General features: G+C 60.6%; 10 protein-coding genes. 7 read left to right on the plus strand and 3 right to left on the minus strand.

From position 1 onward, the window contains the following. The first annotated feature begins 57 nt into the window (after window positions 1-57). From DW899_RS03355 to DW899_RS03385, 7 genes are all read left to right on the plus strand, one after another. Window positions 58-1653: a glycoside hydrolase family 28 protein gene (locus DW899_RS03355; RefSeq protein WP_117800001.1), complete on the plus strand. Its 1596-nt coding sequence runs from the start codon at window positions 58-60 to the stop codon at window positions 1651-1653. A 131-nt stretch (window positions 1654-1784) separates the two neighbouring features. Beyond that, window positions 1785-3968 (plus strand): pectinesterase family protein, encoded by a 2184-nt coding sequence (locus tag DW899_RS03360; protein ID WP_117800002.1) that lies wholly within the window; start codon window positions 1785-1787, stop codon window positions 3966-3968. Further along, window positions 3961-4686, plus strand: coding sequence for an SGNH/GDSL hydrolase family protein (locus tag DW899_RS03365; RefSeq protein WP_233539886.1), 726 nt, complete (start codon window positions 3961-3963; stop codon window positions 4684-4686). The genes DW899_RS03360 and DW899_RS03365 overlap by 8 nt, the downstream gene beginning before the upstream one ends. A 107-nt stretch (window positions 4687-4793) precedes the next feature. Then, the gene (locus DW899_RS03370; protein ID WP_117800004.1) at window positions 4794-6032 is read left to right on the plus strand and encodes a glycoside hydrolase family 105 protein; all 1239 of its coding nucleotides are present in this window, start codon (window positions 4794-4796) and stop codon (window positions 6030-6032) included. A 1-nt stretch (window position 6033) separates the two neighbouring features. Then, complete coding sequence (locus tag DW899_RS03375) at window positions 6034-6939, plus strand: sugar phosphate isomerase/epimerase (protein ID WP_158566557.1); 906 nt, start codon at window positions 6034-6036, stop codon at window positions 6937-6939. A gap of 103 nt (window positions 6940-7042) precedes the next feature. Then, window positions 7043-8260, plus strand: a complete 1218-nt coding sequence (locus DW899_RS03380; RefSeq protein WP_117800006.1) for an FAD-dependent oxidoreductase — start codon at window positions 7043-7045, stop codon at window positions 8258-8260. Between the two features lie 198 nt (window positions 8261-8458). Then, complete coding sequence (locus DW899_RS03385; protein ID WP_117800007.1) at window positions 8459-10408, plus strand: NAD(P)/FAD-dependent oxidoreductase; 1950 nt, start codon at window positions 8459-8461, stop codon at window positions 10406-10408. Window positions 10409-10559: 151 nt separating this feature from the next. Here DW899_RS03385 and DW899_RS03390 read toward each other — a convergent pair whose 3' ends face one another. The 3 genes from DW899_RS03390 to DW899_RS03405 all read right to left on the minus strand — a co-directional run bounded on the left by DW899_RS03390 (window position 10560) and on the right by DW899_RS03405 (window position 13758). Further along, entirely contained in the window at window positions 10560-11201 is a 642-nt protein-coding gene (locus DW899_RS03390) for an RpiB/LacA/LacB family sugar-phosphate isomerase (protein ID WP_117563655.1), read from the minus strand. 206 nt (window positions 11202-11407) lie between these two features. Beyond that, entirely contained in the window at window positions 11408-12217 is an 810-nt protein-coding gene (locus tag DW899_RS03395; RefSeq protein WP_117800008.1) for a gluconate 5-dehydrogenase, read from the minus strand. 857 nt (window positions 12218-13074) lie between these two features. Continuing rightward, the gene (locus DW899_RS03405; RefSeq protein ID WP_117800009.1) at window positions 13075-13758 is read right to left on the minus strand and encodes a YitT family protein; all 684 of its coding nucleotides are present in this window, start codon (window positions 13756-13758) and stop codon (window positions 13075-13077) included. Between the last annotated feature and the right edge of the window lie 301 nt (window positions 13759-14059).

A 14059-nucleotide genomic window follows, 5' to 3' on the forward strand; every position in this document is an offset into this window, starting at 1 on the left:
GGCCCTTTTTTAAAAAAGAGTAGTATGAACTTCTGATTACCTTTGAGGGAGAGACCCATGGAGACGAACGTTATCTGGCGCAACGCGCGTGCGGCCGTTATCGAGCTTGACGATGGCGGCTACTTTACCTGTGCCGATACGTGGGAGATCTTTGTCAACGAAGAGCCCGCCGGTACCACGAACACGGTCGAGACCTATGTTGACGGCCTGGTTCCCGGCAAGCGCAACCTGATCCGCTTTGTCTGCGGCGAGCGCGAGCTGAGCGTGGGCGTCACCACGCCGGCCGAGCCCTTTACCATCAACGTTCGCGACTGCGGCGCCAAGGGCGATGCCGAGCACGACGACACCACCAATATTCAAGCTGCCATCATGGCCTGCCCCAAGGGCGGGCGCGTGCTGATCCCCGCCGGCAACTACCGCATCAAGTCCCTCTTCCTTAAAAGCAATATCAACATCGAGCTTGCCGAGGGCGCGGTGCTGCTGGCCCGTCACGACCGCGCGGCGCTTGCCTACATTCCGGGCACGGTCACGGGCGACGAGGGCGCCGGGTATGCCGGCACCGACATGCTGCCCCTGGGCCGCTGGGAAGGCGAGAGCTTTTCGACCTACTGTTCGACCTTTACGGGCCTGAGCGTGCACGACGTGTGCATCTATGGCCGCGGCGCCATCGACGGCCAGACCGATTTTGCCGAGGACAACTGGTGGAACAAGGACTTTAAGAACATCTTCCGTCCCGAGGAGGGCCGCGAGGTCGCCCGCCCGCGCATGATTTTCCTGTCCGAGTGCGAAAACGTGAGCCTTGCCGGCTTTACCGTGCGCAACAGCCCGGCGTGGAATATCCATCCCATTCTGTGCGAGCACGTCGATGCCCTGTGCCTGTCCATCGAGGGTCCCAAGAACTCCCACAACACCGACGGTTTTGATCCCGAGATCTGCGGTTTTGTCCGCATCCTTGGCTGTCAGTTCTCGGTGGGGGACGACTGCATCGCCATCAAGAGCGGCAAACTGGGCATTGAACCCGAGCTCCGTCCCGCCACGCACGACGTGCTGATCTCGCACTGCTACATGCACGACGGCCACGGCGCCGTGGTGCTGGGATCCGAGGCCGCCGGCGGCATCAAGGACCTCACCGTGAGCAAGTGCCTCTTTGAGCGCACCGACCGCGGCCTGCGCGTCAAGACACGCCGCGGACGCGGCAAGGACGCCGTCAACGAGGGCATCACCTTCGAGCACATTCGCATGGATAAGGTGCTCACGCCCTTCGTGGTCAACTCGTTCTACTTCTGCGACAAGGACGGCAAGACCGACTACGTGCAGTCTCGTGAGGCGCTGCCCGTCGACGACCGTACGCCCGGCTTTGGCGCCACGACGTTTTGCGATATCGAGGCCACCAACTGCCATGCGGCCGCGGCCTATATCACGGGCCTTCCCGAGAGCAAGGTGACGCGCCTGACGTTCCAAGATGTCCATGTGACCTTTGCCGCCGATGCCGAGCCCTTTGTGCCGGCCATGGCCTGCGGCGTGGAGCCCATGGTGCGCCAGGGCATCATCGCGCAGAACGTGAAAGTCCTCGACCTGCAGAACGCGCGCATCGAGGGTCAGGATGGCGACGAGCTGCAGCTGCAAAACGTCGACAAGGTTATCCGCGCGTAGGGTAGTGCTCCTGCACAAGTGAATACGGCATGTTGAGGCGTGCGACGGTTGGGTCTGCCCGGCTGTCGCACGCAATCTATAGGTGCCGGTATTGCATGGTGGGTGTTCTGTGACAGAAAGCGTAATGACAGATGAGTGGTAAAGAACAGCTCTTTGAGGTATCGCTCGAACGCGAAGGCGCGTATCGCAGCATTTCGGCGGCGCTCGAGGCGGCGGAGCGGTGTGTGCCCGATGCGACCGTGCCGGTGCGCGTGCTGGTGGCGCCGGGTGAGTACCGCGAACGGGTCGAAATTCGTCGTCCGCATGTGACGCTCGAGGGCGAGACGGCCGACAGCGTGCGTATCGTGGGAGGCCTGGGTGCCAAGATGCCTTCGGAAGATGGTAGCGGCCAGGATGAAAGACTCGGCACCTTCCGTACGTACACGGTGCTGGTCGATGCCGACGACGTGACGCTTGCGGGTCTAACAATCGAAAACAACGCTGGTGATGGGCGCGAGGTCGGCCAGGCGATTGCCCTGTATGCCGATGGTGACCGCCTGGTTGTCGATGCCTGCTGCATTAAGGGACACCAGGACACGCTCTTTTTGGGGCCGCTGCCGCCGCGCGAGGCCAAGCCGGGCGGCTTTATAGGCCCCAAGCAGTTCGCCCCGCGCCGCGTGGGGCGGCAGTATTTTCGACGTTGCCGGATCGAGGGCGATGTCGACTTTATCTTTGGCGGCGCGCGTGCCTACTTTGAGGGGTGTGAGATTCGCTCGCTCAACCGCGATATGGATGTCAACGGGTATGTAACGGCAGCCTCCACGCCTCAGGGCGAGCCGTACGGATTTGTGTTTCATGGCTGTTCGTTTACAGCCGATGAGGGCATTGCCCCCGGATCGGTCTATCTGGGTCGTCCATGGCGCGAGTGGGCCCAGACCGTTTTGCTCGAATGCTGGCTGGGCCCCCATATTTCACTCGAGGGTTGGTGGGATTGGAATAAGCCAGCGGCACATGACGGCACCCTGTATGCCGGCGGTGCCCTGTTTGGCCCGGCGGGTGATACTGCCGCTTGGGTGCCGTGGGCGCATTGCCTGACCGGTCAGGATTCCGAACGCTATGCGCGTGACCGAATGCTTGCCGGCACGGATGGTTGGGATCCCGAGGGCGGCGACGGTGATGCGGTAGAGACGGCCGGGCTATCTGCCAATGGCCGCACCGTGCACATCGAGACGTACTACGAGGACGAACCTGCGCTGCGCGCCCGACTGAAGCGCGAGGGGCGCTCGGCCGCATTTACGGGCAAGACTCCCACAGACTTTGAGGCATGGAAGGCTGCGACCAGGACTCGTCTGTACGATATTTTGGGTCTTTCGCTTATGGACCGCGCCCCGATTGAGATTCGTGAGCTCAATCGCGTGCGGGTTGCCGGCAGCATCGTGCGTACTCATGCGGTGTTGCAGGTTGAGCACGATGTGTGGATGCCGTTTTACCTGTTGGAGCCGTCCCGCCCCAAGCTTGACGAGCGGGGACTCAAGCGCTGCTATATCTGCCCGCATGGTCACCAGGGGGCGGGTGCTGCAAGCATAGCCGGCGTTGCGGGCGTGCCGGCGGTCGACGATGCCGTGCGTAAGTTCAATTACGACTACGGTCTGCGTTTGGCGCGCATGGGTTACGTGACCGTCTGCCCCGATGCGCGTGGTTGGGGATACCGTCGTGACTGGAAGGGTCAGGGCGACGACGAGAACAGCTACCTGCGCGGTACGTGTCTGAATCAAGCACGTATGGCCGAGCCGCTGGGTCTTACGGTCGCGGGCCTCAACGCCTGGGACAACATGCGCTTGATTGATTACTTGGAGACACGCGGTGACATTGCCATGGACGACCTGGGCTGCTTTGGCTTCTCGGGCGGCGGGTACATGACGCTCTATCTGGCTGCGCTCGACCCGCGTGTGCGCAAGGCGTTTGTCTCGGGCTATCTGTATGGCGTCGATGACTCGCTACTGCATCTCAACGGAAACTGCAGTTGCAATTATGTGCCGGGGCTTTGGCGCCTGCTCGATATGGGAGACATCGCCTCGCTGATCGCGCCGCGCCCGCTTTTGGTTCAAAGCTGCGAGAAAGACCATCTCAACGGCGCCCGCGGACTGGCGAACGTAGACGAGCAGCTCGATATCGTTCGCGACGCCTACGCGCTGCTGGGCAAGGCCGACAACCTCTCGCACGAGGTTTGCCCGGGCGGACACCATTTGGGCGTCACGCACCTTGCAGATGACATTGCGTGGCTCGATGCGCACGCGCTCGTTGACGCGAACGCACAAGACGGGGCCTGTGCATAGACGGCCGATCGACAACAACGCTGCCGTGGCAGCATCGAAGGAGAACAACATGGGCATCAAGCGTCTGAACGAATCCACCATCTGCGCTTTTGGCGACTCGACCACCTGGGGCGATAACGGATGCGGCGGGGGAGGTAATGACATCTCCTGGACCTCGCACCTGGGTGCGCTGCTGGGCGGCGCTACGGTCGAGAATTACGGCATCAAGGGTTCGCGTATTGCCGTCAAGGCCGACCGTAGCGATTCGTTTGTCGAGCGCTTGGACGGCATCAATCACGCGGCAGATATCTGCATCGTTTTTGGCGGCGTTAACGACTTTAGCCGTAACGTGCCGCTGGGAGAGCTGGGCAGCACGGACGTGCACGAGTTCTACGGTGCGCTCGACTACCTGATCTGCACCATCACGGCGCGCTCGCCTCAGGCAAAGCTGGTGTTTATGACGCCGTGCAAGACGAGCGGCAAACACGAGAAGGATATTCCGGCAAGCAACGAGGCCAACCATCTGGGCCTGACGCAAGACGCCTATGTGCGCGCGATGCTGGAGGTCTGCGATCGCTACTCGGTGCCGGTGATCGACCTGTATGCGCAAAGCGGCATCAGCCCGTTTTTGCCAGAGCACCGCGAGCTCTACATGCCGGACGGTCTGCATTACAGCCCCGCCGGCTATGAGCGCCTGGCGCATCGCATCGCCGCGGGCCTTACCGCCGTTTGCCGCTAAAAGTCTGCCGTTTACGGGGATTATAGGGTTAACGTTCACCCTTTAATTCCCGTTCGCGTTACACTAGGGTTAACGTTCACCCATCAATAACGTCAGAGGGGACAGCAATGGGTTGCAATCAAATCCTGGACCGTTATATCAAGCAGTTGGTCGAGACCTCCACGCCGCAGGCGCCGGCCTGGAACATCGAAAAGCTTCGCGCCGGCAAGGAGAACACCTGGAACTATATCGACGGCTGCATGATCAAGGCGCTCATCGAGCTGTACGAGATCACCGGTGAGCAGCGCTACCTGACCTTTGCCGACGACTACATCGACTTCTTTGTCCAGGAAGACGGCACCATCAAGCATTACGACCCGCAGGAGTACAACCTCGATAACGTCAATGCGGGTAAGACCCTCTACAAACTCTATGACCTGGTAGGCAAGCCCAAGTACCGTGCCGCCATGGATACCATCTATCGTCAGCTCGAAACCCAGCCGCGTACCAAAGAGGGTGTGTTTTGGCACAAGGCCGTCTACCCCAACCAGATCTGGCTCGACGGCATGTACATGGCGCAGCCGTTCTACATGCAGTACGAGCTGAGCTTCCACAACCGCCGTGCCTGCTCGGATAGCTTCCATATGTTCCAAGTGGTGCACGATTTGATGCGCAACCCCCTCAACGGCCTGTACTATCACGCCTACGACGCGAGCCGCAAGCAGTTCTGGTGCGATCCCGTCACCGGCCTTTCGGCCAACTTCTGGTTGCGCGCCGAGGGCTGGTTTGCCATGGCGCTCATCGATACCTGGGAGCTCATGCCGCCTTCGATGTCGGCCGAGAAGGACGAGATCCGTAAGATGTTCCACGACCTGATCGACGCCATGCTGCCGTATCAGGACGAGAAGACCGGCATGTGGCACCAGGTCATCAACCTGCCCAACATCGCCCCCAACTATCTGGAGGAGTCGGGCAGCGCCATCTTTGCCAACGCCATCATGAAGGGCGTGCGCCTGGGCGTGCTGGGCGAGCGCTACTACCAGTACGGTCGCCGTGCGTTTGATGGCATCTGCGATACGTGCCTGTCCGAGCGCGACGGGCAGTTGGCGCTTGACAATATCTGTCTGGTGGCGGGCCTTGGCAACACCGCGCACCGCGAGGGCACGTTTGGCTACTACATGAGTGAGCCCGTCGTCAAAAACGACGCGAAGGGCGTGGCCCCGCTGGTGCTCGCCTATATCGAGACCATGCACCACGACAAGCTGGCCGGCAAGCGCGACCCGCTCGCCCCCTCGGGCGTGTGCTCCATCGAGGACCCGTTTGGCGGATACACCCCGGGCATCAATGCTCGTAAGGGATGTGAATAGCGTGGGGGCCATTACTCCGGGCGTACGTTTGCACGACCTTCCGCAGGGAACCGTCGAGGAGCGCATTCGCATGGCAGGAGAGCTGGGCTTTTCGTGCATTCAGCTGCCGAACAAGGTGCTCTACGCATCAATGGGAATCGATCGATGCGGTCTGACCCACGAGCTCGCCGAGCATTTGCGTGCGGTGCTCGACGAAGCGGGCATTACGGTGGCGGTGCTTGGCTGCTACAAGAACCTGGCGACGCCCGACCGCCAACAGCTCATGGATAACTTTGCCGAGTACGAGGCGTGCCTGAACTTTGCCCAGATGCTCGGCGGATGCCCTGTTGGCACCGAGACCGGCCGTCCCAACGCGCAGAACCGCGTCGCAGACGATCGCATGACCGACGAGGCACTCGATGCTTTCATGGACGGACTCGCGCACGTCTGTGAGCGTGCCGAGGCCGTGGGTGGGCAAATTCTGATTGAGCCCGGCTGGAACGAGACGGTCAACACGCCGGATCGCTGCCGTGAGGTGCTGGAGCGCGTCTCGAGCCCGGCGCTCGGTGTAATCTACGACCCGGTGTCGTTGCTGCACCCCAATGTTGTTGGCGAGGCGTCCGAAATCACAGCGCGTATGCTCTACTTATGCGGCAGCAAGATCCGCGTGCTGCACGCCAAGGATTTTGAGGTCGTTGACAACGAGGACGAGGCCGGTTGGTGCGACGGTACGGGTTCGCGCCTGGTGTGTCGCGGTGTGGGCGAGACGGGACGATATGACTTTGAGCCCGTGGTGGCCTGGGCCGCTGCCGCTTGCCCGGGGATTCCCTGCGTGGTCGAGAACAGCGTGCCGGCGACAGCGGCCGGCTGCCTGACGACACTCGAGCGCATGTCTGCTTGTTGCGGGGCTTCACATCGCGAGATATAGCATTGGCTTTTGCCATGGCGGCCAATTGAGTTTGCCTGACTGGGGGCGACGATGAAGGGTCTTTATCGTCGCCCTATCGGATTACATCAAAAAGGGGAGTTGCGTGGCTATCCACATTGTCGAAGAGGCAAATCGTTGCCTAGGTTGCAAAAGGGCGTTCTGCCAGATTAAAGGCTGCCCGGTTCAGACGCCTATTCCGCAGGTTATCGACCTGTTTAAGCAGCGTCGTCTGGAAGAGGCGGGCGAGCTGCTGTTCCAGAACAATCCCATGAGCGCGGTCTGCTCCATGGTCTGCAACCATTCGGGCCAGTGCGAGGGCTCGTGCATCCAGGGCCGCAAGGGCACGCCGGTGCATTTCTCGAGCATCGAGAACTATATCTCGACCGCGTATTTGGACCGCAAGGAGTGGAAGCCCGCGCCGTCGTGCGGCAAGCAGACTGCCGTGGTCGGCTCCGGTCCTGCCGGCATTACCGTAGCCATTAAGATGGCCCAGCTGGGCTGTGCCGTTACGGTGTTTGAGCAGCGCCCCGAGATCGGCGGTGTGCTGGAGTACGGCATCCCCGAGTTTCGCCTGCCCCGTGCTCTCGTGCAAAAGTACCGTCACGTGATGTGCTCGCTTGGCGTGCGCGTCCGTCCCTCGACCACCATCGGTGGTGCGCTGCATATCGACGACCTGCTGCGCGACGGCTACGATGCGGTCTTTGTCGGTACCGGTACCTGGCGCGCCCGCAAGCTGGGTATTCCCGGCGAGTCGCGTGGCAGCGTACTATTTGGTATCGATTACCTGGTCGATCCCACGAGTGTGGCGATCGGTCAGAACGTGGCGGTTATCGGCGCCGGCAACGTGGCCATGGATGTCGCCCGTACGGCTCTGCGCTCGGGCGCTCGCAAGGTTACCGTGTATGCCCGATCGCGCCATATCTCGGCCATCGATGACGAGGTGGAGCTGACCGAGCTTGACGGTGCCGAGATCGTGCGCGGCAAGGCGATTTGCGCCATCGACGATAACGGTCCGGTGTTCGAGACGGCTATCTTTGACGAGGACGACAACGTGGTGGGCTACGAGGAAGAACTTGACCATGTGCCCGCCGACACGGTTGTGATTGCGGCCTCGCAGGTGCCCAAGGACAAACTGGTGCTTACGACGGGCGGTCTGGAGACCGACCATCGCGGCCTTCTTTCGGTCGATGAGCATGGTATGACGACGGTGCCGGGCGTCTTTGCCGCCGGCGACGTGGTCAACGGCCCGCTCACTGTGGTCCATGCTGTAGCCGGCGCCAAGCTCGCCGTCGAAGGCATGATCAGCTACCTGGGCCTCTAACTCATCCCATCCATCAGTTGCGGTGAAATACGGACTGTTTTGGCTGTCAGAAGCCTCATCTACTCCGTATTCCACCGCAACTTTTTTGTGGGTCGAGTAAAAGCCGGGGGAGCGCTCACGGTCGGGCATTGCGCGGTTACTGCTACGATAGGTAGGTCAGCAACTGCCGCCGAGCGGCTCAAACGAAAGGAAGCCTGCATGGAGTCCTCCTCCTACCCGATGCTCTTTAGCCCGATCAAGGTCGGAACGACCGAGGTCAAGAACCGCGTCTTTATGCCGCCGGTATCTACCAACCTGGCCGATCACGGCTATGTGACCGACGATTTGGTCGACCATTACCGCGCCCGTGCCAAGGGCGGCGTGGGCCTGATCATCACCGAGGTCGTGACGGTCGAGCCCACCTATACCTATCTGCCGGGTGATATGTGCTGCTACGACGACACGTTTATCCCCGGCTGGGAAAAGCTCGCCGCGGCCGTCCACGAGTACGGCTGCAAGATCATGCCGCAGCTCTTCCACCCCGCCTACATGGCCTTTAACATTCCGGGCACGCCGCGCCTCATCGCCCCGTCCTTTGTGGGCCCGTCCTATGCTCGTGAGGCACCGCGCCCCATCACGGTTGATGAGATCCACGAGCTCACGCATCAGTTCGGCGATGCCGCCGTGCGTATGCAGAAGGCCGGCGTCGATGGCGTCGAGGTCCATGCGGCGCACGCCCATGGCATGCTCGGCGGCTTCCTGTCGCCGCTCTATAACAAGCGTACCGACGAGTACGGTGGCTCGCTCGACGCCCGCATGCGCTTCTTGCTCGAGGTTATCGCCGAGATTCGCGAACGCTGCGGCAAGGACTTCATCATCGACGTCCGTATCTCGGGCGACGAGTACACCGATGGCGGCCTGACCCTCAACGACATGATCTATGTCTCGCGTCGCCTGGAGAAGGCTGGCGTCGACATGATCCACGTGTCGGGCGGCACCACCATCAAGCGCGGCTCTGCGATTCCCGCCGCCGGCACGCAGCAGGCCTCGCACGCCGCCTGCTCGCGCGAGATCAAAAAGCATGTGAACATTCCCGTTGCCACGGTCGGCCGCATCAACGAGGCATGGATTGCCGAGGAGCTGATCGAGGACGGCGCTGCCGACATCTGTATGATGGGCCGCGCCAATCTGTGCGATGCCGAGTTCTGCAACAAGGCGGCTGCCGGCAATGCCGACGAGATCCGCCCCTGCATCGGTTGCCTGCGCTGCCTGAACGGCATTATGTTTGGCAAGCGTATCTCCTGCACCGTCAACCCGGACGTGGAGCGCGACGAAGCCGGCTACGAGCCTGCCGCCGAGGCCAAGAACGTGCTCGTCGTGGGTGCCGGTCCCGCGGGCATGGAGGCGGCCTACATTGCCGCCAAGCGCGGTCATAACGTGGTGCTCGTGGATAAACAGGACGAACCGGGTGGCGAGATGCGCATCGCGGCCGTGCCGCCGGCAAAGCAGGAGCTCACCCGCGTGATCAAGTATCAGTACCGTCGTCTGGCCGAGGCCGGTGTCACATGCGTCTTTGGCACCGAGCTTTCGGCCGAGGACATTCAGCGCGACTACGCGGGCTACGAGGTTGTCCTGGCTTATGGCGCAGAACCCATCGCTCCGGCCTTTATGCAGGGCTTTAAGCAAGTTATGACGGCCGACGACCTGCTGGGCGGCAAGGCTTTCCCGGGCAAGAAGATTGTCATCGTGGGCGGCGGCACCGTCGGCTGCGAGACGGCCGATTACCTGGCCCCGTTGGTCAACGACCTGTCGCCGGCCAATCGCGATGTCACCGTCATCGAGATGACCAAGACGCTTGCCGCTAACGAGGGCGGCGCCGGTCGCGCGGTGCTCATCACGCGCATGCTCTCCAAGGGCGTTCACGTGCTGACCGAGGCCAAGGTGACCGAGATCACCGAGGACACCATCTCGTACGAAAAGGATGGCCAGATCCACACCATCGCCGATGCCGATACGCTGGTGCTTGCCATGGGCTATCGTCCCAATACCAAGCTTGCCGACGACCTTGCCGCTGCCGGTGTCTCCACCCACGTGCTGGGCGATGCCCAGAAGTGCGGCAACATTCGTGATGCCATCGGCGACGGATACAAGGTTGCCTGCGAGCTCTAGTTAACCCCTTGGTGCATGGGGGACGGGTTACTTTGCACCAACTTGGTGCATCTGAACCTGACCCCCTTTGCACCACTCGATAGCAAAAAACGGCGGCCGCCCCGAGTTTCGGGACGGCCGCCGTTTGCGTTGGCTGTAATGAGTCGTGCGATTAGAGACCCAAGAGCTCCTTGACCTTGGCGATGATGGCCTCGTCGGTGGCGTTGGCGAAGAAGTACTCCTGGAAGTGCTCACCAGCCAGGGCGCCCTTCACCAGGTCCTGGTCGATTTCGCCCAAGACGTCGACGAGCGGACGCATGGTTACAGCGCGGACGCCGTCGAGGATCTTCTTGTTGCGCTGCTCGGGCTCAACACGCTCGGCGGGATAGCCGTTACCCGAACCAAAGCCAAAGAGCTTCTCGAAGGTGTACTCGAGGTTGAGCTCCTGGCCCCAGCCGTTCTTGAGGGCGAAGGGCATGGCGACGGCGTTGCCATCGTTGACCTGAGCAAAGGTGTAGGCGTCGAGCGGGTCGGCAACGTGGCCGCACAGCACGCCGGGGAAGGAGTTGCAGGCGAGCATGGCGCCCTCGCCGGTGCCGCAGCCGGTCACGACGTAGTCGGCAGCGCCGGAGTTGAGCAGCACAGCGGCAAGGATGCCGTTCTGCACGTAGGTGAGAGGCTTGGAATCGGCATCGGCATACATGCCATAGTTAAAGACGGTGTGGCCCATGGGCTCGACAACCTTCTTAAGCGCAGCCTCAATCATGGGGTTCTTGGAGTTCTGAGAATTCTCGTTGATCAGAGCGATCTTCATAGGAGTTAACCTTTCTACCAAGCGTTTTTTCTTTTTGTTTCTGTATGCGGGCGGCGGCTAATCCAGCCCAGGATGAGCTGTGCGGGCGGCGGGCGATAAAGTCTGTCGCGAGTTCCGCACGAGCCGGAAAGCACTTAATGTGCTTTCCGTGCGAGCAGGACTGCCCGAGCAGCAGACTTTATCGCCCGCCGCCTCGCCCAGTTTCCTTACTGCGGCTGTTTGCCGATGTAGGCGAGTATGCCGCCGTCCACGTACAGAATGTGCCCGTTGACGAAGTTCGAAGCATCGGAAGCCAGGAACACGGCGGGACCCTTCAGGTCCTCGGGCGTGCCCCAACGGGCTGCCGGCGTCTTGGCAATGATGAACTGGTCGAACGGGTGACGGCTGCCATCGGGCTGCGTCTCGCGCAGCGGCGCGGTCTGCGGCGTGGCAATGTAGCCCGGCCCAATGCCGTTGCACTGGATATTGGCCTCGCCAAACTCGGAGCAGATGTTCTTGGTGAGCATCTTGAGTCCGCCCTTGGCGGCGGCGTAGCCAGCGATGGTTTCGCGGCCCAGCTCGCTCATCATGGAGCAGATATTGATGATCTTGCCGTGACCCTTGGCGATCATGCCCGGCAGGCAGGCCTTGGACACGATAAACGGGGCATTGAGGTCGATGTCGACGACGCGACGGAAGTCCTCGGCGCTCATGTCGAGCATCGGGGTGCGCTGGATGACGCCGGCGTTGTTGACCAGAATGTCGGGCGTGGTGCCAAAATCGGCCTCGATCTTGGCGATGAGCTCGGCGACGACGGCCTCGTCGGTGACGTCGGCAACATAGCCGTGAGCATCAAAGCCCAGCTCGCGGTAGTGCTTCTCGGCCTCGGCGACCTTGTCGGCGTGACGGGCGTTAAAGGCGACCCTGGCGCCGGCTTCGCCGAGTGCCTCGGCCATGGCCATGCCGATGCCATAGGTGGCGCCGGTCACGAGCGCGACCTTGCCGTCCAGGCGGAAGCTGTCCATAAGGTTAGACATAGCGATCCTTCCAAAAGAAACGTTCATCTATATAAGTCTTACTTTTAATACAAGCTCAGTATAGGAGAAGCGGAGGAATTTGCATTCAGGTTTCCCTAGAAACAGGTGAACGTTCACTTTTAAAAGGTGAACGGTTGGAAGCGATTGCCGTGATGTCTGCTATTTGCTCTTCGCCTGCGCGCCCTCCGCGATCATGTTGCGGTTGTAGACCAGGTGCAAATACATCGCATCGTGCGCTGCGGTGGGGTTGCGTGCGGATGGCCCCCTCAATCAGCTTTTCATTTCTCCTCTCATAAATGCGCGGCACAAAAGGGCCCCGAGTTCACACGAGCTCGGGGCCCTTTTGTTTGGATTACGGACGCATTGCCGGATGAAAACACTTTGCGTTTGGTAAAGAGTCGTATGAGCGTGAAATTTGTATCTAATTTCCGTACGCAAATAAGACGAAAACCGTTTGCGTCTGGTTCTAAGCCGTACGCAAACGGTTTTCGTCTTATTTAGATCACGAAGTGAGATCGAGAAACAGACAGGACTGAGCCGTGCGCGAACACTGTCCGCGCTCGAATCTCTGCTCAGCCGAAACGCAATCATGAAACAGGGGACAGGCCGCGCCACGAAATACGAGCGAGCGTAGTCCGAAAGACCTGTGTTACCAGGCAGGCCCCAAGCCGCGAATGGCTTGGGGCCTTTTGCATGCCGGCTGGCAATGGGCCAATTTATGTCAAGTTATAGCAACATATAGCTCCGCTTGCGGGGTTTGCGACGGGCTATTCCTCATCGTCCGTATAGCGCGTGCGTCGTTATTTGCGACATAGACATGCCGGGCACTCGAGCCTCGTTTGCTCAGCGGCTGTTCGCTATTTGGCGCCAAACGCCATACGGACGAATCGCTGGGCAAACAGCTTGTTGGCGAAGTTGATGATGTGGCCCAAGAACAGTGCCGAGATGGCGGTGGTTACGCCAAAGCCGCCTAAGTTGTGCATGCATACCAGCGACAGCGTGAGCGAGGCGGCGACATGCGAGCAATCGAACACGATCTTTACGTCTCCAAAACGGCGCTTGAGCTTTTCCGCAATGACCTGCACCAAGCCGTCGGGTGCGTTGGGGACAACGCCCATGTTGACGACGAGACTGACGCCAAATGCGGTGATAGCGAGGGAGAGCAGCATGGTCGCAACCTGCGCGGGGAGCGCCGTGGGATGCAGCGGGTTGAACGCCATGAACAGATCGGTGAAGCCGCCCATTAGCGTTGAAAAGCAAAGCTCGAGCAAAATGCGCGGTTGAAATTCGCGTCGCAAGATGGCGAGCTGCGCCGCGATGTAAGCGACATAGGTAGTTGTAATCCAAAAGCCGAGCGTCTTGCCCGTGAGCATGGATAGGGTCGTGGCAAAGCACGTGAGCGCGGCGACGCCCAGGCCAGATGCCGTCTGGAGGCTCATACCGAGTGCCAGCACGGCAACGCCCGCCAGATACATCAGCATTCTTATGACGGTATGACGCCAGTCGATCTTCTCGCCATGCATGATGATGAGCGGTCGCATGCTGCTGCATCCTTTCGATTGAATGATATTTGAAAAGAAATGTCTGACCTGGGCCGGCAAAAAGAGGGTTATCGGAGGCACTGCCTTAACGGCAGAAAAGCCGGCCCCATGGTCAGTCGTCTAGGAATGTCTCGTTGTGCCGGAATGGGACTGAAGGGCTCAACAAGACGGGAGGAAAGCAAAAGACATGGCCTGGGCAATAGGATGCCAAGATGGTAGGGTGCGTCTTAGCATCCTATTGCCCAGGCTTGACGAAATCGGTTTCGTTGAGATTTAGTATACGTATGGGAATCCATTTGCA

This window comes from Collinsella sp. AM41-2BH (assembly GCF_003468085.1).
In the GTDB taxonomy this organism is placed as follows: Bacteria; Actinomycetota; Coriobacteriia; order Coriobacteriales; family Coriobacteriaceae; genus Collinsella.